The organism is Limnothrix sp. FACHB-406, assembly GCF_014698235.1.
Classification (GTDB): domain Bacteria; phylum Cyanobacteriota; class Cyanobacteriia; order CACIAM-69d; family CACIAM-69d; genus CACIAM-69d.
This window is the reverse complement of record NZ_JACJSP010000019.1, coordinates 17,845-38,741: the sequence shown is the minus strand read 5'-3', so window position 1 is coordinate 38,741 and position 20,897 is coordinate 17,845. Positions and strand designations below refer to the sequence as shown.

21 protein-coding genes and 1 tRNA gene are annotated in these 20,897 nt (G+C 57.7%); 11 read left to right on the top strand and 11 right to left on the bottom strand.

Annotation, left to right across the window (positions count from 1 at the left end):
- Nucleotides 1-20 precede the first annotated feature (20 nt).
- Entirely contained in the window at nucleotides 21-851 is an 831-nt protein-coding gene (locus tag H6G53_RS15535; RefSeq protein WP_099534634.1) for a TPM domain-containing protein, read from the bottom strand.
- 374 nt (nucleotides 852-1,225) lie between these two features.
- Between H6G53_RS15535 and H6G53_RS15530 the strand changes: the two genes are divergently transcribed.
- Both H6G53_RS15530 and H6G53_RS15525 read left to right on the top strand, forming a co-directional pair.
- Nucleotides 1,226-1,897: a MotA/TolQ/ExbB proton channel family protein gene (locus H6G53_RS15530; RefSeq protein ID WP_099534635.1), complete on the top strand. Its 672-nt coding sequence runs from the start codon at nucleotides 1,226-1,228 to the stop codon at nucleotides 1,895-1,897.
- Nucleotides 1,898-2,067: 170 nt separating this feature from the next.
- Complete coding sequence (locus H6G53_RS15525) at nucleotides 2,068-2,256, top strand: hypothetical protein (RefSeq protein WP_190534531.1); 189 nt, start codon at nucleotides 2,068-2,070, stop codon at nucleotides 2,254-2,256.
- Nucleotides 2,257-2,525: 269 nt separating this feature from the next.
- Here the strand turns inward: H6G53_RS15525 and H6G53_RS15520 are convergent, their stop codons facing one another.
- The 5 genes from H6G53_RS15520 to H6G53_RS15500 form a co-directional block, all read right to left on the bottom strand.
- Entirely contained in the window at nucleotides 2,526-3,062 is a 537-nt protein-coding gene (locus H6G53_RS15520; protein WP_190534528.1) for a pentapeptide repeat-containing protein, read from the bottom strand.
- A gap of 6 nt (nucleotides 3,063-3,068) precedes the next feature.
- Entirely contained in the window at nucleotides 3,069-3,392 is a 324-nt protein-coding gene (locus H6G53_RS15515; RefSeq protein WP_199309281.1) for a hypothetical protein, read from the bottom strand.
- 10 nt (nucleotides 3,393-3,402) lie between these two features.
- Complete coding sequence (gene cysS, locus H6G53_RS15510) at nucleotides 3,403-4,830, bottom strand: cysteine--tRNA ligase (RefSeq protein ID WP_190534524.1); 1,428 nt, start codon at nucleotides 4,828-4,830, stop codon at nucleotides 3,403-3,405.
- A 302-nt stretch (nucleotides 4,831-5,132) separates the two neighbouring features.
- Entirely contained in the window at nucleotides 5,133-5,354 is a 222-nt protein-coding gene (locus H6G53_RS15505) for a DUF167 domain-containing protein (protein ID WP_099534638.1), read from the bottom strand.
- Nucleotides 5,355-5,427: 73 nt separating this feature from the next.
- Nucleotides 5,428-6,333: a C40 family peptidase gene (locus H6G53_RS15500; RefSeq protein WP_242030710.1), complete on the bottom strand. Its 906-nt coding sequence runs from the start codon at nucleotides 6,331-6,333 to the stop codon at nucleotides 5,428-5,430.
- On the opposite strand from H6G53_RS15500, the gene H6G53_RS15495 reads away from it, so the two are divergent.
- Genes H6G53_RS15495 through rsmI form a run of 3 tightly spaced genes read left to right on the top strand, consistent with a single transcriptional unit; the run spans nucleotide 6,332 to nucleotide 8,690 of the window.
- Nucleotides 6,332-7,294 carry a serine hydrolase gene (locus tag H6G53_RS15495; protein WP_099534640.1) on the top strand — a complete coding sequence of 321 codons (963 nt, stop codon included), beginning with the start codon at nucleotides 6,332-6,334 and terminating at the stop codon, nucleotides 7,292-7,294. The genes H6G53_RS15500 and H6G53_RS15495 overlap by 2 nt on opposite strands.
- Before the next feature lie 40 nt (nucleotides 7,295-7,334).
- The gene (locus tag H6G53_RS15490) at nucleotides 7,335-7,775 is read left to right on the top strand and encodes a metal-sensing transcriptional repressor (protein ID WP_242030711.1); all 441 of its coding nucleotides are present in this window, start codon (nucleotides 7,335-7,337) and stop codon (nucleotides 7,773-7,775) included.
- A 15-nt stretch (nucleotides 7,776-7,790) separates the two neighbouring features.
- A complete protein-coding gene (gene rsmI, locus H6G53_RS15485) occupies nucleotides 7,791-8,690 on the top strand; it encodes a 16S rRNA (cytidine(1402)-2'-O)-methyltransferase (protein ID WP_099534642.1) in 900 nt (299 codons plus the stop codon).
- A 7-nt stretch (nucleotides 8,691-8,697) separates the two neighbouring features.
- Here the strand turns inward: rsmI and H6G53_RS15480 are convergent, their stop codons facing one another.
- The 3 genes from H6G53_RS15480 to H6G53_RS15470 all read right to left on the bottom strand — a co-directional run bounded on the left by H6G53_RS15480 (nucleotide 8,698) and on the right by H6G53_RS15470 (nucleotide 12,332).
- The gene (locus tag H6G53_RS15480; RefSeq protein ID WP_190534521.1) at nucleotides 8,698-9,486 is read right to left on the bottom strand and encodes a 7-carboxy-7-deazaguanine synthase QueE; all 789 of its coding nucleotides are present in this window, start codon (nucleotides 9,484-9,486) and stop codon (nucleotides 8,698-8,700) included.
- A gap of 186 nt (nucleotides 9,487-9,672) precedes the next feature.
- The gene (psaI, locus tag H6G53_RS15475) at nucleotides 9,673-9,777 is read right to left on the bottom strand and encodes a photosystem I reaction center subunit VIII (protein WP_099534644.1); all 105 of its coding nucleotides are present in this window, start codon (nucleotides 9,775-9,777) and stop codon (nucleotides 9,673-9,675) included.
- A gap of 221 nt (nucleotides 9,778-9,998) precedes the next feature.
- Complete coding sequence (locus H6G53_RS15470; RefSeq protein ID WP_190534519.1) at nucleotides 9,999-12,332, bottom strand: hypothetical protein; 2,334 nt, start codon at nucleotides 12,330-12,332, stop codon at nucleotides 9,999-10,001.
- Nucleotides 12,333-12,671: 339 nt separating this feature from the next.
- On the opposite strand from H6G53_RS15470, the gene H6G53_RS15465 reads away from it, so the two are divergent.
- The 5 genes from H6G53_RS15465 (at nucleotide 12,672) to H6G53_RS15445 (ending at nucleotide 17,617) form a co-directional block, all read left to right on the top strand.
- Nucleotides 12,672-14,201: a phosphoribosyltransferase family protein gene (locus tag H6G53_RS15465; protein ID WP_190534515.1), complete on the top strand. Its 1,530-nt coding sequence runs from the start codon at nucleotides 12,672-12,674 to the stop codon at nucleotides 14,199-14,201.
- A gap of 101 nt (nucleotides 14,202-14,302) precedes the next feature.
- Nucleotides 14,303-15,247 (top strand): radical SAM protein, encoded by a 945-nt coding sequence (locus tag H6G53_RS15460; RefSeq protein ID WP_199309280.1) that lies wholly within the window; start codon nucleotides 14,303-14,305, stop codon nucleotides 15,245-15,247.
- Nucleotides 15,240-16,526, top strand: coding sequence for a hypothetical protein (locus H6G53_RS15455; protein WP_190534513.1), 1,287 nt, complete (start codon nucleotides 15,240-15,242; stop codon nucleotides 16,524-16,526). Before H6G53_RS15460 ends, H6G53_RS15455 begins: the two co-directional genes overlap by 8 nt.
- Before the next feature lie 70 nt (nucleotides 16,527-16,596).
- Nucleotides 16,597-16,678 (top strand) — tRNA-Leu (locus H6G53_RS15450).
- Nucleotides 16,679-16,693: 15 nt separating this feature from the next.
- Nucleotides 16,694-17,617: an ABC transporter ATP-binding protein gene (locus H6G53_RS15445; protein ID WP_190354165.1), complete on the top strand. Its 924-nt coding sequence runs from the start codon at nucleotides 16,694-16,696 to the stop codon at nucleotides 17,615-17,617.
- A 100-nt stretch (nucleotides 17,618-17,717) separates the two neighbouring features.
- Here H6G53_RS15445 and aroA read toward each other — a convergent pair whose 3' ends face one another.
- Nucleotides 17,718-19,067: a 3-phosphoshikimate 1-carboxyvinyltransferase gene (aroA, locus tag H6G53_RS15440; protein ID WP_190534510.1), complete on the bottom strand. Its 1,350-nt coding sequence runs from the start codon at nucleotides 19,065-19,067 to the stop codon at nucleotides 17,718-17,720.
- A 190-nt stretch (nucleotides 19,068-19,257) separates the two neighbouring features.
- On the opposite strand from aroA, the gene H6G53_RS15435 reads away from it, so the two are divergent.
- Nucleotides 19,258-19,746 (top strand): hypothetical protein, encoded by a 489-nt coding sequence (locus H6G53_RS15435; protein WP_190354167.1) that lies wholly within the window; start codon nucleotides 19,258-19,260, stop codon nucleotides 19,744-19,746.
- A gap of 313 nt (nucleotides 19,747-20,059) precedes the next feature.
- On the opposite strand, the gene H6G53_RS15430 is transcribed toward H6G53_RS15435, so the two are convergent.
- The gene (locus H6G53_RS15430) at nucleotides 20,060-20,812 is read right to left on the bottom strand and encodes a superoxide dismutase (RefSeq protein WP_190534506.1); all 753 of its coding nucleotides are present in this window, start codon (nucleotides 20,810-20,812) and stop codon (nucleotides 20,060-20,062) included.
- Between the last annotated feature and the right edge of the window lie 85 nt (nucleotides 20,813-20,897).

Here is a 20,897-nt window from a genome sequence, read left to right as displayed (position 1 = left end):
CTGGATTTCATTGCCTGATCCTAAGTTTCGGCCTCTGAAGGGGGGCGACCAAAGACCGGCGACAGGAAGGCCACCAACGCCCCGATCGCGAATCCGGCAATGTTGCGCACCAGGGGCAGCCAGTCCGCCGTGCGGGTCACCACCGGGCCAATGCCAAAGGCAATGAACAAAATGCCCCACAGCGGCGACAAAATCAGCGCCCATTGCCAGGAAATCCATTCGCCGGCCTTGCGCGGGTGGGCCGCAAAACCACAAATCACGCCGCCCAGCACCGAAGTCACCAGGGTTAGGATCCATTGCTCCTGGGGCAAACCGGGCACAAACTGACAGCCCCCTTGGCGCAGGCAACCCATCACCGATTCCAGGGATTGGACGATCGCCTGATTTTCCCCGTTTTCGCGCACAAAGAACTGGTTACCGTAGCGGGTTTGCAGCTCAATCCAAAAGGTGCGCGGAAAGACGCTATAAAAATCGCCACCCACATTGAAGTTCAGCAAGTTGCCCCCCCGGGAGTCGGCCACCACCAGCAGGGTCTTGTTGTCCACATCCCAAAACCGCTTCACGGCCAGGCCGGGCGTTTGGTCAAATTGGGTCAAAACACGCAATTTCCAGCCGGTTTCCGCCTCGAAGTCCGCCAGGGTTTGGGCGAGTTTTTGCTCTTGGCCACTGGGCAACTGGTTGGCCAAGTCCACAACGGTGGTGAACTCCTTGGGCAGCAGGTCGGGGTTGTCGAAGGCTTGGGCGGGGGCCGGTGCGGCGATCCAGGCGATCGCACAAAGCACCAACGATCCCAGCGTGGCCATCAACCACTGCGACCAGCGGCGGGAAACCAGTTGTGTTGCCTGTTGCATAGGGACGCGCTCCAAAAGCCAGGGCGGAAGGATGGGGGACAAAATCGAATGGGGAAAAGAACTGAAAACCCTTGGTCTGTGGGGCAATCAAGGGGCCGGAGGATGGAAACCGTTGATTAATCGCAACAGTTCTTTACAGTCCATTAATGTAACTCAATGGTAAGGATCAATCCCCACTACAGTCAATTGCCTGGGGCCGATCGCCCCGATCGGGACGGGGCACAGCAACTTCCGGCCATCGCCAATCGGGCATCATAGGGCCAGGCTTGTTCTTGATTGGGTTTGGGTTTGGGTTTGGCTAAGTTTCGGCTGGCCCACGGGCCATGATTGGCCGCTAGATCAACCCGCTACGTTGCAAGGGGAGTAGGTGCTCGATGTCGTCGGTATGGCAATGGTTTGTGGCCGGTGGGGCGGTGATGGTTCCTTTGGCGGGTTGTGCGATCGCCACGATCGCCCTGGCGGTGGAGCGGGGCCGGTTTTGGTGGCGTTTGGCCCAGGAACAACCGCTCCTAATTCGGGAGGCGCTCGTGTTGTACGGGCGGGAACCCGATACCGATCGCACCCTGCGTTTGTTGCGATCGGCTCCAGAGGATTGGCCGATCGTGCAAATTTTCCTGGCGGCGCTCACGCTCGATCGCCCCACCCCCGAGGAGTTTCGATTAGCCCTTGACAGCGCCGCCCAAGCCCAACTGCCTCAACTCAAGCGGTTTGGTACGGCTTTCGACACGATCGTTGGCATTGCGCCCCTCTTGGGCCTGTTGGGCACGGTGTTGGGCTTGATGGGATCCTTTGCGGCCCTCCGCTGGGACAGCATCGGCTCCACGGGCGGCCCCAATGGCGCGGGTATCGGTTCGGGTCTGAGCGAGGCGTTGGTGTCCACGGCCACGGGCCTGGTGGTGGCGATCGGGGCGTTGCTGGTGGCGAATGTGTTTCGGAGTTTGTATCGGCGGCAGGTGGCGGCGATCGCCCAGCATTGCGGCCAGCTTGAATTGCTCTATCGTCATCATTGGGAAACCAATGGCGGGGTTCCCTTCGATTTAAGTTGATTGAAATGATTTGAGTTGATTGAAATTGTCTTGAATCGCTGTTGATTGAAATGACTTGAGTTGATTGAAATCGTCTTGAATCGCTGTTGATTGAAATGATTTGAGTTGGTTGAAATTGTCTTGAATCGCCGTTGATAGCTGCTGATTACTGTTAATTTCTATTAATTCTCATGCCGCGTCGTCGCACAGCCAATCCCCAACCACGACCCTGTGAACTCTGCCAGGCTCTGTCATTGGTGCGCTATCGAATTCAGGTCGATCGCACCGATCAATGGGTTTTGGCCTGTCCCCGTTGCCAAAAACAGCAAAGCGCCACCAATCCGCACTATCGCTATGGTGGCACTTGGAAGGCTCGTTAATTAGACCTCTTGCGCGGATCAATGTATTAAGCCTGTCGTGCTAGTAGTAGCGTGGCTGCCTTAATCCGTTGGGTTGAATTACATGGCTGTTACCGTCACCTGATCGTTAAGCAGCAAGATGCTCAAGCCCCTTGTTACCACGACTGGCTCCGCAACTTTGACCCAATGCATTAAGCCTGTCGCGCTAGTAAGTTGGGTTGAGGTACAAAACCCAACAACAATAAGGTTCATGCTGATCTGCTGTTCAGAGATTCCAAGCGCAATGGGCACTAATCACAACCTAAACTTTCGCGGGTGCTGACACCGGTTTTTTGATTGATGCCGCTGGCGACTTTGCAAAGTTGGGCCACGTCGTACCGATCGATCAATGCATCGGTGAAGTCGGCTCCCTCGATCGCGGTGTCGGCCAAAATTGAGCGCGTAAAAATTGCCTCACGGGCGATCGCTTGGGTTAAATCCGCCCGTTCCAACACCGCGCGATCGATCAAAGCGCCCGTTAAATCCGCACCTTGCAGGTTGGCTCGCAGCAAGGTGGCTTGGGTGAGGGTGGCATTGCTCAAGTTGGCTCCCGCCAGATTGGCATCGCGCAAATCGGTGGCCAAAAAAGCTGCGCCCACCAAGTTTTCACCGGCAAAATTCTGCCCTTCCTGGTTGGTTTTGCTGTAGTTGCCCATCGCTTGGGCGGGCAAGGCTCCCAACAAAACCCACAACAGGGCCAGCCCCAGCACCAGGATTAATCGTTTGCTGATGTTTTTACCAATGTTTTGACCGATGCTTTGGATTCCCAGGTTTCGGAGATTGATCATGGCCAATTACCGGTTGAGGTCGTCGGAGGTCGCAGTGGAAAATTCCGGTTCGATCGCCCCGCGCCAATCGGGACAAGGATCGGTTCCTGACCAACCAAAGGGGTGAATGCCGCAAATCAGCCTTGCCCGTCGATCGCGGCTGTAACCGTAGGCGATGCCGTGATAGTTTTCGCAGCCCCGACAGACGGCCGGTTGATGGGGGGTGCTGGCTTGGCTAAACCCCAGTTGCGATCGCAGCAAGTAGCGTTGGTTCTGGGCCCGATGCCAACCTTCACAAAATCGCTTCATGCCCTGCGCATTGGCCCGCTGAAACAAATCGCGATCGGCCATGGTCGTCCTCCTATTCTCGATGCCAGGCGGTTTCACCGGGGCGATCGATCAACACAATGCCCTGAGCTTTCAGCTCGTCGCGGATCCGATCGGACTCGGCAAAGTTTTTGGCCTTGCGGGCGGCCGTCCGTTGGGCAATTAAGGCCTCAATTTCCGCATCACTGGGGCCGGCCGGGGTTTCCGTTGGAGTTTCCGCTGTGGCCACCAGGCCCAACACATCCGCCAAATGCACCAAGGTTCGCCACTGCTGGGCGATCGCGGCGGCATCTTGGGAAAATTGCCCCTCATGGACGCGCAGATTCTTTTCTCGGCGCAACTCCTTCGCCAGCTCAAACAGCAAGGCCAAGGCTTCCGGTGTGTTCAGATCGTCATCCATGGCCGCCCGGAATCGATCGAGCGCCGTGGGGTCATAGGTGGACGCACCGTTGAAATCCCCTAGCCCCTCGAACAACAGCCCCTCTTTGAGCGTGTTCCAAGCATTTTTGGCCGCCTCGATCGCCTCCCCCGTAAAGTCCATGGGCTTGCGGTAGTGACCTTGCAGCACAAACAACCGCAGGGCCATCGGGTGAGGCCCCTCCGGTGCATCCAACAGGGCGCGGATGGTTGTGAAGTTGCCCAAGGATTTCGACATCTTCTCGCCGCCCACGTTCACCATGCCGTTGTGCAACCAGAACCGGGCTAGGGAATGGCCCGTGGCCGCTTCCGATTGGGCAATTTCGTTTTCGTGATGCGGAAAAATTAAGTCACCGCCCCCCACGTGGATATCAATGCTTTCGCCCAACTCTTGGCGCACCATGGCGGAGCACTCAATGTGCCAGCCTGGCCGGCCGGGCCCCCAAGGGGACTCCCAGGCCGGTTCGTCGGGTTTGGCTCCTTTCCAAAGGGCAAAGTCGAAGGGATCTTGCTTTTTGGTGGCTTCGTCGTCCGTGCGGCCGCTGGCTCCGGCTTGCAGGTCGTCTAATTTGCGGCCGGAGAGCTTGCCGTAGTCCGCAAATTTACGCACTGCAAAATACACATCGCCCCCGGCCGCATAGGCCACGCCCTTGGCTTCCAATTCGGCAATCAAGCGCTGAATGCCGTTCAGGGTGTGGGTGGCGCGGGGATAGGCATCGGCTTCCCGAATGTTGAGCCGGGCCATGTCTTCAAAGTAGGTTTCGGTGTAGCGATCGGCGATCGCCTCCATGGAAACCCCTTCGTTTCTGGCGCGATTAAGAATTTTGTCGTCAATGTCGGTGAAGTTTTGCACATAGCGCACGTCATAGCCCCGCCATTGCAAAAAGCGCCGCAGGGTGTCCCAAACGATGTATGACCGGGCATGGCCCAAATGGCAGTGGTCATAGACTGTTACGCCACAGCAATACATCCGCACCCGACCCGGCTCGATCGGCTCGAAGGGTTCTTTGCGACGGGTGAGGGTGTTGTAAAGCTGGAGCGACATGGGGAATTGGAGGGGCGGTCTGACGGTCTAAGTGATCTAAACCAATGCTCGATCTCAAGGCTCAACCTCAAGGCTCGACCTCAAGGCTCGACCTCAAGGCTCGATCGGATGCCAATGTCGGGGATCGACCATGAATCAATCATGGTATCGATGTGGAGCAAGAGGGGCGATCGCGCTTATCCTATCCCAATCCTGAGGGCCCTAGCGCTTGTCGTTGGGGCGATCGATGCTGATTCAATTTTATGGGATTGCTTTCAAGGGATCCCTCATTTTCTCGCCTCGCCCGCCTTGGACTTTGCTCGCTAGTCTGCAACTTCAATGATTTTCTGGCGACCCGCTTGGCCAACTTTGATCGTGATTGCTGATTTGCTAACGCCTAAGTGGGTCGCGAGGAGTTGAATTAACTCGCGATTAGCCTTGCCATCGATCGGGGGAGATTTTAAGAAAATGGTTAGCCCCCCATCGGCTTCTTCAACAATTTTCTGTTGTTTGCTGTTGGGTTTGACTTTTACGGCCAGTTTCATCATTAATTTGAAGTCTAATTGTTCGCTTGAGGGCCATCAAAGCGCCAAAGCAGATCGGTGAATGAACCGTGAATTAGCCCTTGAGGCTGGGTTGATAGCTGCTGTGGATGCGACCGGCTCCTTTGTATTGGGAAAAATAAGCTTGGGCCACCCGATCGCCTTGATCAGACAAAAAATCAACGGCAATTCTTCCCCGCCCCTGTTCATAGCCGGAACTGTGAAGATAGCAATGTTGTCCGATGGTTTTGCCTAAATACAGCGCCACATGGTTGGTTTTGGTGGGCATTCCAAAAAAAAGCAAGTCGCCGGGTTGCAGGTTTTCTAGTTCAACCGGTTCGGTGAATTCCTGTTGTTGATATGAATTGCGCGGCAACCAAACGCCCACACTCATAAAGGCCGCTTGAATGAGGCCAGAGCAGTCATAATCAGGGGCGATCGTGCCGCCCCAAAGATAGCAATGGGGAACGGCCATGGCCGCTTGGGCAAAGGCGATCGCCTGGGGAATTCGATCGACAATGGCCGATCGCGACACGATCGGGGCCCGATAGGGGCCAATGGCCGGGGCCAGGTGAGCCAAAGCGGCCAGGGGCAACCAAGCGGCATAGTCATCCTCGCAAAGCACCACCTCGATCGCCCCTTGATTGAAATCCCCGTTGGCTCCTGAATTGGCTTCTAGATTGGCTCCCGAATTGGCTCCTGCACCAGTGTCCAAACCTGCTGCCAAATCCGCCGATAGTTGCCGAAACCACAGTTGTCGCCCGGGAGCCACCTGGGTGCTCAGTTCTTCCCCGTCGGGCCGGGTGAAGAGGTCTAGGGGTTCGGTGCAGCGATACTCCGGGCGATCGGGAATCGGTTGGCCCAAGTCAGCCAGCACGCGATCGAGGGCGATCGAGGTCATGGAAGGTCTCCGGTGCAAACAAGGACGATCGCCCCAAGCATAGGCGAGAATCGTTGGGTTCACGCCAAACACCGTAGGCATGATTTTTTACCAACAGGATGGGGAACTGGAGCGGTTGGGAAAACAACTGCTCGATCGGCTATGGATCCAATATCCGCTGTTAGCCCGCAACCAATTGGCCCTGACCTGGTGGGTTTACGATCCGCCCTACATGGTGAACACGGGTGGGGCCCTGGCTCCGGCGGATTTTTGGGCCCATCCGGTACGTGGGTTCAGCTATCGAGGTGTGGAGCGCATTTATCCGGCCAGCGTGGTCAAGCTGTTTTATGCGGTGGCCGTGCAGGAATGGTTGGAAAAGGGCATGATTTCGCCCACGGAAGAGGTCGATCGGGCCCTGCATGATGCGATCGTCAATTCCAGCAACGATGCCACGAGCTATTTGGTGGATGTGTTGTCGGGAACCACCAGCGGCCCGGAGTTGCCAGCGGGCCCCTTTGAAACCTGGCAACAGCAACGACAAATCGTGAATCGCTATTTGCAATCGTTTGGTTGGGAAGAGTTCCAAACCATTAATGTTTGCCAAAAAACTTGGGGTGATGGGCCCTATGGCCGCGAGCGAGTCTTTTTGGCGGCAGACTACAGCAATCGCAATTATTTAACGACGGATGCGGTGGCGCGGCTGCTCCACGCGATCGCGGGTGGGGTGGCGGTTTCGGCGGCGCGATCGCAAATGCTGATGAACCTCCTGGCGCGATCGCTCGATCCGGCCACCGTGGCCAGCTTGGATCCGGATTACAACCAAGTCACCGGTTTTTTGGGGGAAGGGTTGCCCCCCACCACGCGCCTGTGGTCTAAGGCGGGGTGGATGAGCCGGGTGCGGTGGGATTGTGCCTATGTGGAGCCGGTGGATGGGCGGCCCTTTGGGCTGGTGGTGGCGATCGATGCGCCTTTGGGCGATCGCGATCGCAGTATTCTGCCCCAAATTGCTCACGGGGCCCTCGAAGCGGTGCGATCGCTCGGAAACCCGGAGCCATCGCGTTAGAATCCAAACTGCCCCTTTGAATCTGGCTGCGTTCCATCCCTTGAATCGTCCTGATCACGACCCTGCACAACCCGACAATCACCCTCACCCTGCCGCCGATTCCGACCAGTCCCATCAGCCCGCCCCCAGCTCTGCCCAGCATCTCGACTCCAATCCCGCTCCCAGCCATGCTCACGGCCATAGCCATGGCCCGTCCCATAGCCACAGCCACGCCCACAACCCGGAAGCGATTCGCAAAATTGTGAATCGTCTGTCGCGGATTGAAGGCCATGTGCGCGGCATCAAGGCCATGGTGCAGGATGGGCGAGATTGCCCCGATGTGTTGATTCAGTTGGCGGCGGTGCGCGGTGCGATCGATCGGGTGGCGCGGGCCATTTTGGATGAGCACCTGAATGAGTGCATTGTGCGAGCAGCACGCGAGGGCAACATTGACGCGGAATTGGCGGAACTGAAAGCGGCGCTCGATCGCTTTTTAATCTAGGGGGAGGTTCGGCAGATGACGGCAACGCCTTCCCCAGCGCCGACCACCGTGGGCGAAGTCACAACAGTGCAGCCGGGAACCCTGTATTTGGTAGCCACCCCGATCGGGAATTTGGAAGATATCAGCTACCGAGCTTTGCGAATTTTGCAGGCCGTGGATGCGATCGCGGCGGAAGACACCCGGCACACGGGCAAGCTGCTAGCCCACTTCCAAATCAGCAAGCCCCAACTGAGCTATCACGAACACAACCAGACCAAACGGATTCCCGAAATTCTCGATCGACTGCGGGCGGGCCAGGCGATCGCCCTAGTCAGCGATGCAGGTACGCCGGGCATTTCCGATCCGGGCGTGCCATTGGTGGCGGCTTGCGGGGCGGCGGGGTTGTCCGTTGTGCCAGTGCCGGGAGCCTGCGCGGCGATCGCGGGGCTAATTGGCTCCGGCTTACCCACCGATCGCTTTTGTTTTGAAGGATTTTTACCCACCAAGGGCAAAGAACGGCGCGATCGACTGGCTCAACTGGCCCAAGAGGCCCGCACCGTGATTCTTTACGAAGCGCCCCACCGCCTGCGGGAAACCCTGCAAGACCTGGCCAACCACGGCGGCGACCAACGACCGATCGCGATCGCCCGGGAACTGACCAAGCGCTACGAACAGTTTTGGCGTGGTTCCCTCTCGGAGGCGATCGCCACTTGGACTCCCGAGAATCCCGCCTGTCCCATTAAGGGGGAATTTGTGCTCATTTTGGGCGGAGTGCTCCCGGTGGCCCACCAACCCACGGAAGCGGAGATTATCGCCGCTCTGGCCGATCGAATGACCCAAGGGATGAGCCGATCGGCCGCCAGCCGCGAGATTGCCGGCCAACTGAACCTGCCCAAGCGATCGGTCTACGAGCTATCCCTCAAAATTCCCGATTAGGGCCCGGTCAAAGTTGCCCGATCGCCTTGTGGGTTTGTGGAATCACAATCACCTGCGGTAACCACTGTTTCAGGTGTTGTTGCCAGGCCAACACTTGTTCGGGCTGGGGCGCTTGCGGGGGTTGGCGATCGGGCTTAATCGGTGCGGGCAAGGGCGAAACGGGTTGCATCACGTAAACCAAATGGGGATCGATCGCCGCCACCAACTCAGCCGATCGAGTCAGATCCGCCAGCGTGGTTGCTTCGGAAACAATCGCTTTCACAAACACCCACTTTTGCGCTGCCACCGCCAACCGCAAAAACTCCCCATGGGCCTCCCAGTGGGTTTCGCCGCTGACACTGGGCAGCTTCAAATCCATGCCAATCCAATCCAGCCAAGGCAAGAGGGGTTCCAACTGCTGTGGCCGATGGCCCCCGGTTTCCAAATAAACCGGCAGGCTGGAAACGGTCTTCAAGGCTGGTAAGAAATCTTGCAAAAAACGACTGTGCAACAGGGGTTCACCCCCCGTGATGCTGATGCTGTCGTGTAGATGGGGGCGATCGAGCTGTTGCACCCAGTCCAGGAGCTGCGATTGGCTCACGGGGTTGGCAACAGTCACAAAATCCCGTAGGCCAGGGGTTTGCTCAATGTCGCAATGATCGGGAGCCACCCAGGTGCGATCGCTATCGCAATAGTCACAGCGCAAATCGCATTGGGCAAGCCGGATGAACAGTTGCCGCGTGCCCACGATCGGCCCTTCACCCTGGATTGCTGAAAAAACTTCAATTAACCGTGCCGTCGCCACCCGATCGCTCATGATCTTCAGGCGCTGTTCGCCCGCAAAAAACCGCTAACTATCTTAGACAGCCAGCGGTCTGGATTTAATCAACTCGATTCAAGGAGAAGGCAAACTGCAATCTCCCCAGTCATTGCCCTCGCTGTGATTCAGGGCCGTGATCGGGGAATTTGGCAGGCTACGCACAGCTTCGCTTGCGATTTTTTGTTAAGCGTCGCTTTCGATATACAGGAACAGCAGGGCCATTGTTACAGCAGGAAATACCCAGCCAACAATCGGCACGAAAATCGAAGGAAGAAAAGAGGCTGCCATGGGAAAAGATCCTTATTCTTAATCGAATTCAGAGGATTTCCCATTAACTGTACGAGCTGGCCTCCGGTGTGGCGTGGGGTTGCTAAAGATTTTTAACAAACAAGCGAATCAAGGCTTGAACCAAGGCTTGAACCAAGGCTTGAATCAACGCGGGGAGCCGATCGCCCCCAACATGCCCTGTGATTGGGTTTTGGATCCTTGACCGGAGGCTCAATGCCGCCCTAATCCCAACGGGAGGGCGACAGGGCCTCAAACAGGTTGTTGATCGCCAATGGATCCAATGTGGGGCGATCGGGATGGGCCTCGGGGGGCAACACGGGTGCAACAATCACCGCCTTGCGGCTTTCGCGGTGGGTTGCCAACTCCATCACCACCGCCTCAATGCTCAGTTCCGCCACCAGGGCCGGCACGGTCAAGGTGACACGGGTTTCCAATTCCCCCAGGCCATTGGGGGGCAATTCCAACAGCCAGCGCGGTGGTTCCAAGATTTGGCGCGTTTGTCGATCGCTCGTCCAAACCTTAATGCAGAGTCGTGAGGGCACCTCCGTCACTCGCAACCGCAAGGTGGCCGTGGTTTCCGCCACCAGGGGATGGGTCAACAGCTCGATCGTGGGCTGTGGAATCGGCATCGTGGGTGGCAAGGTGGCCTCGGCGGGCGGCGGCGGCGGTGGGCTGGCCTGAACAGGCCAGCCATTGGATCCGTTTTGCAGCGGCAACAGGTCATCCACCAGCACTTCACCGGCCGTCCAGTCCGCATCGGGATCCGGTGGCTCCGGGGCGGGCGCAACTCCCTCTCCTCGGGCCCGCATCCAGGCCCGTAAATCTTGGTCATCAGCCAAGGCCGTGAGCCTTGACCAGAACCGGTGACCCTTGGGCAGCGCGTCAAAAGGTGAAGGCTCACTGGGTAAGGGGTCGATCGCCCAAGGGGCCGGGCCGTTGGCGGTGGGAATTGGCGCAGCGGGGGGCAACCCTTGCAAAATGGCAGCTTCCGGCAACTCAACACCGGCGATCGGGGCGGGGGCAACCTCGGGCATGGACGGCGCGGAGTCCATGGACGGCGACATGGACGGCGACATCGATGGCAACATGGGCGCTTTCGCCGGTTGCACAAAGTTCAGCAGCTTCAGATCCAAGCTCTTTTTGGCGGGGGCTTGGGCATTGGGCCGAAACGGCAGGGATTCGTGCGGCAACGCGGCCGGGGCCCGATCGTCCTCTGTGCAATCCTCTGGGCGAAAATCCGGCTCGATCGCCCGCAACAGGGCATCGGCATCGGCGGCTACCGCGAAGGCCTGGCTGGTAAGGGGTTCGGCGCTGGGCAAACTGTGGGGATACAAAGCCAGCTCGCCCAACATCAAAAAGGTGCTGGCTTCCAGGGGCAATTCCACGGTGCAGGTGAACTGACCCGGCAAGGGTCGATCGCTTGGCCGGCTCCAGCGCGACCCGGCGATCGGCTGGCGCAACCGCACCAACACCCGCTGACTGTTGGGATCGCGCAGGGTTACCCGCCATTCCAAGGTGGGCGGCAGTTGAGCCAGCATGGGAGCCTTGGTTGGTTCGGCCCAATCCAAGCTGCCTTGCAACACCAACTGATCGCCCCAAGCGGTGATGTAGGTGGTGCGATCGAGTCGTAAGTGCAAGGGAGGAAGCTGGCTGGCGGCCACCAGCGGGTCGATCGCTTCCATGGGATCCGGTTCCGCCGGTTCCACCATTTGCTGCAACAGGCGATCGGCAATGCGCAACAGGCGATCGTCTTCCACTTGAATCAACCGCTCGATCGGGGGCGTGAAGGGTTCCGTGGGCGGTAAGGCCGGCAGAGGAATCGATGGGGGCTTGGCCGAGGCTGGCTCTGGGGCAATTGCTGGGGTAATTTCTGGAGTGTTTTTCGGGGTGCTCTCTGGGGTAATTTCTGGAGCAACTTCTGAAGCGATTCCTGAAGCGATTTCTGAAGTGATAGGCTCTGGCTCCGTGGCCTGGGGAATTTTCGGGGCGATCGAATCGGCCAGCCCGTTCGCTGCGTTCGCTTCCGCCACTAGCTCCGGCATGACCTCTTCAACGGCCCCCTCAGCACCATTCATGCCATGGGACGGGGAGAATTCATCGGGCGATCGGCTCACCACTTCCGACCCGTTGGATTCCTGGGCCAGCGCATCCGTCGCCGGTTGTGGTTCCACATCCACCCAATCTTCCGCCTCCACGGCCAACACTTGCAGCGTCACCGCATAGTGCCAGGCGGGCCCCGTGGTTGTCGGATCCGCCTCCTCGCCCACCGATTGCCGACAGCTAAATTCCCAAAGCCCCGGCCGCAACACCGTGAACGGAATCACCACCACCAGCCCATTGACATTGGTTTGGGCCGATCGGGACTGGGTGCGTTGGCTAGTGCCCCCGATCGCCCCATCCGGCTGGTAGCCCACACGAATTTCCACTGCCGCATCGGGATAGCTCGATCGGGCAATCAGGCGATAGCGTCCTTCCAAAACTTCGACGCTGGGCGACTCCAGTGGCAACCAAGCCCGATCGCCCTCCTTTTGCAGCAAAAACTCGCAATACTCCATCGACAACGTGCCCCGCAGGGTGAAGATTTAGCGGCGCGCGCAACGCCCAAAGCCAGCACCGTTGACTGGAATTCCTGAATTCAACCCCAAGGTTAAATCCCCGGCCCATCCACAACGGCGCTCAGCGGAAAAAGTGCCCCTATCCTACTCCATTAACCAGGGAACCCTGGGCCACTCCGGGGCATTCTGTCCGTATGGCAATTGACGGAGCGGAGGGGCCTAACTCTCTACAATTCAAAGCTTCTTAGCCGGTGATCCGGGTTCAGGTGTTTTGCCAATAATCTAAGCTCCTTTTCAGACATTCTCTGAAATTTCTGTTGAGATTTCCCTGCGATTCCTATGACATTTATCGATAAATTACACCGGGCGACCCAATCGCGCGGGAGTTTGCTATGCCTCAGTTTGGATCCGAGTTCTGACTTTTTGGAAGCGGCTGTGGCCGACATTGCGGCCGGAGTCGATCGCCCCCTGACGGCCTTGGGAGACTGGCTGCGAACGATGGTGGCCCAAACGGCAGATTTGGTTTGTGCCTATAAGGTGGCGATCGATCCCTATTTGCTATTTGGGGCGGCGGGCTTGGCCCTATTAGAAGACCTGTTGCGGCACAGGATTCCGGCAGAATTGCCCGTCATTTTGGATGCCAAACATGCGGACTGGATCAACAGCGGCCTGTTTGCCCGCACAGCGTTCGATCGCTGGCAGGTGGATGCCGTAACGATCGTGCCCTTTTCGGGCCAAGACCATGCCGCGCCCTTTTTGCTCCAAGCCGATCGCGCCCTTTTTGCCCTGTGTTACACCGAAAACCCCTCCGCCCGCGTTTTGCAAGACCCGGCCCCCGAGGCCGAACCCCGCTACCTCAGCTTGGCCCGCGAGGTGCAAACCTGGGGCATTCCCAGCCAAATGGGCTTGGAACTGGAAGCGGCGGATCCGGAAATCTTGCGGCGGCTGCGGGCGGTGGCTCCAGAAGCGCCCATTTTGTTGCGGGGGGCTTGGTCAGGGGCGGGGCTGGCAACGGTGGACTACAGCCAAGACCTGGACGCGGCCACGGGCGATCGACTGGATGCCAATCTGCGCCAAACCCTGCAAGCGGGCCTGGCGGCCGATGGTGATGGATTGATTGTGCTGGTGCCTCGGGCGGCCCTCAGCCACCCGGAACCCCGTCGCCAGATTATGCAACTGCGCGATCGACTCACCCAAGCTCAGACGGCCGTTTGCGGGCCGATCGCGGAAGCCTGCCCCCTTTGGTTGCCCGCGCCCGCCAGCACCAACACCAGCGCCCATCCCCACGCGGAATTGATTGTGCAGCTCTTCGACTTGGGTTGCATTCTGTTTGGTGACTATGTGCAGGCCTCCGGGGCCACCTTTCCCTATTACGTGGACTTGCGGCAAATCATCTCGAATCCCCAAGTCTTTCACAAAATCCTGTTGGCCTATGCCGATCGGGTGGCTCCCCTAACATTCGATCGCCTGGCCGGCATTCCCTACGGCTCCTTGCCCACGGCCACCGGCTTGGCCTTGCACCTGAACCGCCCCATGATTTTTCCGCGCAAGGAAGTGAAGGCCCACGGCACTCAGCGGGTGGTGGAAGGAAATTTCACCCCTGGCGAAACGGCGGTGGTGGTGGATGACATTTTGATTTCCGGCAAAAGCGCGATCGAGGGAATTGGCAAGTTGGAATCGGTGGGGCTGCGGGTCACTGATTTGGTGGTGTTCATTGACCACAACACGGGAGCCAAGGAACGTTTGGCCGCCAAAGGCTATCGATCGCACGCGGTGCTCACCCTTGGCGAAATTGCCGACACCCTATTTGCAGCAAACAAAATTGCTGAACCCCAATACACCGCCCTCAAGGCGATCGACCATGCTTAGCGCAGGGGATGTGGGTTGGCATCCGACCGGGTTGAAATTGCATAAACTGGCGCAAGTTTATCGACGGATGATGAGTCGATTGATTCTGAGATTTTTGAGCGATGGCCGACTTTACTGCTCTGCCGGAATTTCCTGCTCGATCACCCGCGCCGCCGTCGGGTGCTGCCTTTGGCACAGCCCAGGTCTATCAAACCCAAGCCCGATCGCTGCTGATGCCCGCATCTGGCTTCATCGGAGCCTACGACTTTACGCTCAATCCCTACCAAGGCTGTCAGTACGCTTGCACCTACTGCTATGCGGCAGCTTTTAGCCCTACGGCTCGGTGGCGGGATAATTGGGGCAATTGGGTGGTGGTTAAAACCAACGCCGTGGCGGTGCTGGAAAAAGAGCTAGAACGCTGGTTTCGGCATCACGACCAACCGCCCAGCATCTATATGAGTACTAGCACTGATCCCTACCAGCCGATCGAGGCAAAAACCCAACTCACACGGGCCCTATTAGCAACCCTGCTTCCCTATCAACCGACACTCGTGATCCAAACTCGCAGCCCGGCGATCGTGCGTGATCTCGATCTGTTGCAGCGGTTCCAGCGGTTGCGAATCAACATGAGTATTCCCACCGGTTCCGAGACTGTGCGGCGGGTGTTTGAGGAGCGATCGCCCAGCATTACTTCTCGGTTTCAGGCGTTGCAGCATTTTCGCTATGGCATTGCCCTATCACCTGATCACGACGTTTATATTCCCAAACTATCCGTCACCCTCACACCGCTGTTGCCCACGGAGCCGGCCGATTTGCCCAGATTGGTGCAGCGGTTGGCCATTGCCGATCGGGTGGTGTTGCAACCCTTCCATCCCGATCGGGGCAATCGGATGCGCCAGGCTTCTACCCGCCCCATCGCTACAGCCCTAAAACAGCGCTTTGCTTGGTGGTACGACTGTGAAGAAAAACATTATGAGCTGCTTAAAAATGATATTTTACGCTTAATTGCTGAAGGGCAATATGATCTAGAGCTTTGTGAACGTCAAGCGGGATTTGGCTATGATTGAAGTCCTGCGGCAATGGTGGAGCGATCGTCAATTGGCGGCGGCCCTCCAGCGGCGAGATTTTCGCCAGGTGCGACTGCTAATTGCACAACGGCAACAGCGCGGTTCAGTTCAGTCACCTTTGGCGCAGCTTTGTGTAGACTTTCTGCAACAGGAGCAGGATTTACGCGAAACGCGATCGCAGCTCAAAACCCTACAACAGGCCCAACGCGCCGCCGCCCAAACTTCCCCCTATTGCGAGCCAAATCCCGATTGCTGCCAAGACCTAAAACAACAACTGAAGCTACGGGCGATCGACCAGGGATTGTGGCAAACCACCGGGCTGCCGGAGGCGGTGTTTCACCCTCTGGAGATCATCCTAACGAAACACCTTGAGCAACGACTTCCTTCCCGGAAGACATCGGCTCAAAAGCAGGCTCTCAGGGATGCTTTAGGAGATTTACGATTGCTAAAAGGTGGAGCAAGTCCCACGTACTGCTTCCAATATTCTGCGGAAGCTTATTTATTAGAATATTTTCTAGAAAATACCCTCTGTCTCTTTATTAGTTGGCTACTGATTTATGAACGTCGACAATTACCAAGACAACCTCGAATTCTGGACTTAGCGGCGGGGCCAGGAACAACGCTGTTTGGGCTGTTGTTGTTGCGGGAATTGCTTGATCCAGAGGTACGATCGCCCGATCAGGTCTTGAACTATTGCTCTGTTGACTGTCAATCTGCCTTTCAAGATATTGGGCATCAACTGCTGAGGCAATGGTCTCTGGCAATGGGAATGAGTGACCAAAGTTATATCCAATTCAAAACGCTCAACCTTCAGGAAGATTCCCGATCACAGTTGCCACAGAAATTTTTTGATTGGATCACAATCGCCCATTGCTTCCCCTGGGATTCCGTGGAGCGTGCAATTTTTCTACAACAATATCAGCGCATCATTAGCCATGGCTTGAGCGATGCGGGCTATGTGTTATTCGTGATTCAAGATAAAAAGTTTCGATCCTTTCAAGGACTCAATAATCGATCGCTGACGGATACCCAAGAAAAAGCTGCCGTCATCACGTTTTTGCGAATGCTGAATCTTGATTTGGAGTGGTATTGCTATCTCAATTCCACCGGTCAGCGATCTCCCTTAGGCAAACAAGAGTTCAAACAATTTGCGATTAAAAATTTGCCTCCGCAGTCTAGGATTAGTCGTCTACGGCGGGATTATGCTGGTGCAACCTTTGATCTGAATTACGGTCTGGATGATTATGTGATTGTGGCGCGGCCGGTGCGGAACCGGTGACGGCTTCCCCAACTGGCATGAAATGACGATTGCCGAAGTGGGGGGATTTTGCTATGATATTTGGGCTTAAGCGGATATGGCGGAATTGGTAGACGCGCTAGATTTAGGTTCTAGTGCCGCAAGGCGTGTAGGTTCAAGTCCTATTATCCGCATGGGTTCAGCGCAGCATGTTGCGAATTGAACGGTTAACTAAATCCTATGACGATCGCCCGGTATTGCGAGGACTGAGTTTGTCCTTGCGACCGGGCGAAATTTATGGGCTGCTGGGCCCCAACGGTGCGGGCAAAAGCACGACGATTAATATCCTGGGTCGCCTGTTGGTGGCTGATGGGGGTGAGTTGTGGTTGGGCGATCGCCCCTTGGCCCAGGCTCCCCGCCACTGGTTGGGAATTGCCCCCCAGGACAACTTGCTCTACAAAAGCCTGACCTGTGCTGAGAATTTAGATTTTTTTGCCAGTTTGTATGGTTTGCGGCAATCGGAACGGCGATCGCGTTTGGCTCAGTGCTTGGCTTGGGTGGGCTTAACCGATCGCGCCGATAGTCCCGTGGAAACCCTCAGCGGCGGGATGCAGCGGCGGTTGAATGTGGCGATCGCCCTGGTGCATCGGCCCAAGTTGGTGATTTTGGATGAACCCACAGCGGGTTTGGATTTGGAAGCCCGTTATGACCTGTGGGCCATGATTCGGGATCTGAAAAAGCAGGGTTTGACGGTGCTGCTGACCACCCATTTGCTGGAGGAGGCGGAGCGCCTGTGCGATCGAATTGGAATTTTGAGCCAGGGGGCGATCGCGCTGGAGGGAACTTTGGCGGAACTGCGATCGACCATTCCCGCCGCTGAGTTGGTGCGGGTAACGACGGCCGATCGTGCCGGGACGATTGAACGGGTGGAGCAACTGGGCTGGCCTTGGCGGGAAGCTGGGGGGGAACTGGTGTTGTGGTTGCCGGAGTCCCTCAGTTTGCCGGAGTTGCTGGAGCGGCTGGCGGGCCTGCCGATCGATGGCTTGGCCCGTCAGCCCGTGGGTCTGGAGGCGGTGTATTTGGAAATCACGCGCCGTAGCCTGGCGGTTGGGGCGCGATCCAACTCGGCTTGATTAATCTGCCTGATCAACCTGCCCGATCTCGATCAGTTGACTGACTCACCATAACCGGCTCACCCGCCCGATCGATGGGTTTGATCCACTTGCAGGCCGATTAACCTTGGGTGAGCCGCTCCAGGGTGGGCACAAAGTCCGGATAGGAAATGGCCGCCGCCTCTGCCCGATCGATGGTGGTTGTTCCTTGGGCCACCAACGCCGCGATCGCCAGGCTCATGGCAATTCGGTGATCCGTGTGGCTGTCCACATCGGCCCCCCGCAATTGCACCGGGCCGGCAATTTCCAGCCCATCCGGCTGTTCCGTCACCTGGGCCCCCATTTTTTGCAGGGCCGCCGCCATCACCGCCAGGCGATCGCTCTCCTTCACGCGCAACTCTTCCGCATCGCGAATTACGGTTTTGCCTTGGGCCACGGTTGCCGCCACGGCCAAAATGGGGATTTCATCGACCAACCGAGGAATCAGGGCCCCGCTAATTTCGCAACCGTTGAGGGGCCCATAGCGCACCCGCAAATCTGCCACTGGTTCGCCCGCCGCGTCGCGCTCGTTTTCGAGGGTGATGTTGGCTCCCATCTGGTGCAGCACGTCGAGGATACCGGTGCGGGTGGGGTTAATGCCCACGTTCTCGATCGTCAGGTCAGAGCCGGGCACGATCGCCGCCGCCACCAGCCAAAAGGCCGCTGAACTGATATCCCCGGGCACGATTACCCGCTGGCCATGGAGCTTGGCCGGGCCGACCACCGTGGCGCTGATGGTGTCCGGATCCACGATCACTTCCGCCCCAAACGCCCGCAACATTCGCTCGCTGTGGTCGCGCGACAGGGCCGGTTCACTGACGGTGGTTTGTCCTTCGGTCATCAACCCTGCCAGCAAAATGCAGGATTTGACTTGGGCTGAGGCGATCGGGGATTGGTAATGAATGGGCTGGAGGGCCTGACCCCGCACGGCCAGAGGCGCGAGGGTGTTGTCACGGCGGCCCCAAATTTGTGCCCCCATCAGGGTCAGGGGCTTCACGACCCGACCCATGGGCCGCGATCGCAGGGAGTCATCGCCCGTAATTGTAAAGAAGCGATCGGGATGGGAAGCCAAAATGCCCAACATTAGCCGCAGGGTTGTGCCCGAGTTGCCCGCATCCAACACCCCGATCGGCTCCTGCAGATTGCCGATGCCAATGCCGCGCACGGTTACCCGATCGGTGTTCAGCTCGCTGATTTCGGCTCCCAAGGCTCGGAAGCAAGCGGCGGTACTGCGGGGATCTTCGCCTAACAGCAGGCCCTCAATGGTTGTTTCCCCTTCCGCCAAGGCCCCTAGCATCAGGGCCCGGTGGGAAATGGACTTGTCGCCGGGGATCCGCACGCGACCCACGAGGGGGCAGCCCTCGGCAGTGGGAGAAAGGATCAGCCGTTGGCGGGCGTTTACAAATTCGGATGTTACGATCGGGTGGAGCATCGGAAAATCGACAGGGTTCGGACTCGCGATCGCGCCGGGAGAATTGCCACAGGCAGAATTGCCCTAGGCAGTGATTGGCTTACCGGGCCCTAAAGGCTTGGCAAACCCATCGCCCAGGCTCGCCCGACAATCCTATCGCTTTCCGGGTTTTGCGCGTGATGCTTCTCCTGAGCCAACAAGGCCGCAACCTATGTCGCCGATTCGTCACCGCCGTCCGATTAGCCTGTCGCTGTTGTCGTTAGATTTACCAACGGCCGCCTCGATCGAAACTTCCGCCACGATTTACGAAAATGAGCGCGATCGCTTCCATATTCTGCTGGCGGAACCGGCAGTGAAGGCGATCGAACCGGTGCTGATGCCCGGTTATGCGGCCAATGCGGAACCCCAGGGCGATCGCAGCTTGTGGCTGGAACTTTCCCCCCAGCGGGCTGTGTTAACGATGCAAAGCGCCAGCGGTTTCCACTACCGCCACCTGTGGGAACGGGGGGTCTATGGCATCAGTCGCTATTGGCTCCAGGAAGCCACAGACCAGGGCTACGAACAAATTCGCCTCCGCAACTTCACCCGCAGCCTCACTCTGTCGGGCCGGCCGGTTCCCGATTGGGTGCGTTTGGAATATGAGCTTTGGGCCCAGAATTTGCCTTTAGGTCGCTATGTGTTGAACCTAGAGGTGTTTTAGGCATCTCAATTTGGGGCCTCAAACCCCCAGAAACCGTGCCAAATCTCAGCGAACAAGGGGCTTAGGGCCTGTCGTCATTTCCATCGCCGTAGGGGTTGGGTCTCCCAACCCTAACCCGGGCGATCGCCACAACCCTGTCCACCCCTGGGAATACCCGAGGATCACGGGAACTGGGCGGGGAAACCCCGCCCCTACGACTGATTGGTTTAAAGAACGAGGTCATAAGGGTTTCAGGAAATTTGACGACACGCCCTAAGCCCCTTGTCCTGACGGCTGGGACATGGGAAATCAAGGTGCCCGCGACCTTTGAGTTTTAAGCGGCTTTAGCGGCTTCGTAGCGCTGGTTAATTACCGGCCAGTTCACCACATTCCACCACTGCTGGAGATACTGATCGCGTCGGTTGCGATAGTTCAAGTAGTAGGCATGTTCCCAAACGTCGTTGCCGAGCAGGGGAATTTGCCCCTCCATTCGCGGGCTGTCTTGGTTGGCGGTGCTGGTGACGGTGAGTTTTCCTTGGCGATCGAGCACTAGCCAAGCCCAGCCACTGCCAAAGCGCTTGGCTCCCGCTTGGTTGAACGCGGTTTGCAGGGCTTCAAAGCTGCCAAAGGTGTCTGTAATTGCCCGGGCGATCGCCCCAGTAGGTTGGCCGCCCGCGTTGGGGCCCATGCTTTCCCAAAACAGGCTGTGGTTGTCGTGGCCGCCGCCATTGTTGCGAACGGCGGCGCGAATGTCGGCGGGCAACGCGTCGAGATTGCTGATCAGATCTTCAATTGAGCGCTTGTGCAGTTCGGGGTAAGGCGCGATCGCGGTATTCAGGTTTTTGACGTAGGCGGCGTGGTGCTTGTCGTGGTGAAACTCCATGGTTTCCCGATCGATCGTCGGTTGCAGTGCGTCGTAGGCGTAGGGTAAGGGCGGTACTTTGAAAATTTCGGGTACGGTCGGGGTGGTTTGGGCGATTGGAGCGGCGATCGCCCCATCTTGTGCCCACAGCAACCAGTCCGCCAGGGTGAAGCCCGCAGCCGCAGCTAAGGATTGCCGAATTAGCGCACGACGAGAGAGAGCCATAGGTAAAACCCTCGAATTGTTTTTTCTGATTTTTTGATTTTTTGAGGCCGGTTTGAATTGGGTCGCCTGCCCTAGTAGCGTGGCT

Excerpts from the sequence above, each read along its gene's own strand:
- H6G53_RS15480 (WP_190534521.1), bottom strand. The coding sequence starts at position 9,486 with ATGAGCGATCGGGTGGCGACGGCACGGTTAATTGAAGTTTTTTCAGCA.
- H6G53_RS15455 (WP_190534513.1), top strand. The coding sequence starts at position 15,240 with ATGATTGAAGTCCTGCGGCAATGGTGGAGCGATCGTCAATTGGCGGCG.
- cysS (WP_190534524.1), bottom strand. The coding sequence starts at position 4,830 with ATGTCGCTCCAGCTTTACAACACCCTCACCCGTCGCAAAGAACCCTTC.
- H6G53_RS15505 (WP_099534638.1), bottom strand. The coding sequence starts at position 5,354 with ATGAAACTGGCCGTAAAAGTCAAACCCAACAGCAAACAACAGAAAATT.
- psaI (WP_099534644.1), bottom strand. The coding sequence starts at position 9,777 with ATGGCAGCCTCTTTTCTTCCTTCGATTTTCGTGCCGATTGTTGGCTGG.
- H6G53_RS15495 (WP_099534640.1), top strand. The coding sequence starts at position 6,332 with ATGATTTTTTACCAACAGGATGGGGAACTGGAGCGGTTGGGAAAACAA.
- aroA (WP_190534510.1), bottom strand. The coding sequence starts at position 19,067 with ATGCTCCACCCGATCGTAACATCCGAATTTGTAAACGCCCGCCAACGG.
- H6G53_RS15465 (WP_190534515.1), top strand. The coding sequence starts at position 12,672 with ATGACATTTATCGATAAATTACACCGGGCGACCCAATCGCGCGGGAGT.
- H6G53_RS15520 (WP_190534528.1), bottom strand. The coding sequence starts at position 3,062 with ATGATCAATCTCCGAAACCTGGGAATCCAAAGCATCGGTCAAAACATT.
- H6G53_RS15535 (WP_099534634.1), bottom strand. The coding sequence starts at position 851 with ATGCAACAGGCAACACAACTGGTTTCCCGCCGCTGGTCGCAGTGGTTG.
- H6G53_RS15470 (WP_190534519.1), bottom strand. The coding sequence starts at position 12,332 with ATGGAGTATTGCGAGTTTTTGCTGCAAAAGGAGGGCGATCGGGCTTGG.
- H6G53_RS15445 (WP_190354165.1), top strand. The coding sequence starts at position 16,694 with ATGTTGCGAATTGAACGGTTAACTAAATCCTATGACGATCGCCCGGTA.
- H6G53_RS15435 (WP_190354167.1), top strand. The coding sequence starts at position 19,258 with ATGTCGCCGATTCGTCACCGCCGTCCGATTAGCCTGTCGCTGTTGTCG.
- H6G53_RS15500 (WP_242030710.1), bottom strand. The coding sequence starts at position 6,333 with ATGCCTACGGTGTTTGGCGTGAACCCAACGATTCTCGCCTATGCTTGG.
- H6G53_RS15430 (WP_190534506.1), bottom strand. The coding sequence starts at position 20,812 with ATGGCTCTCTCTCGTCGTGCGCTAATTCGGCAATCCTTAGCTGCGGCT.
- H6G53_RS15530 (WP_099534635.1), top strand. The coding sequence starts at position 1,226 with ATGTCGTCGGTATGGCAATGGTTTGTGGCCGGTGGGGCGGTGATGGTT.
- H6G53_RS15460 (WP_199309280.1), top strand. The coding sequence starts at position 14,303 with ATGGCCGACTTTACTGCTCTGCCGGAATTTCCTGCTCGATCACCCGCG.
- H6G53_RS15515 (WP_199309281.1), bottom strand. The coding sequence starts at position 3,392 with ATGGCCGATCGCGATTTGTTTCAGCGGGCCAATGCGCAGGGCATGAAG.
- H6G53_RS15525 (WP_190534531.1), top strand. The coding sequence starts at position 2,068 with ATGCCGCGTCGTCGCACAGCCAATCCCCAACCACGACCCTGTGAACTC.
- rsmI (WP_099534642.1), top strand. The coding sequence starts at position 7,791 with ATGACGGCAACGCCTTCCCCAGCGCCGACCACCGTGGGCGAAGTCACA.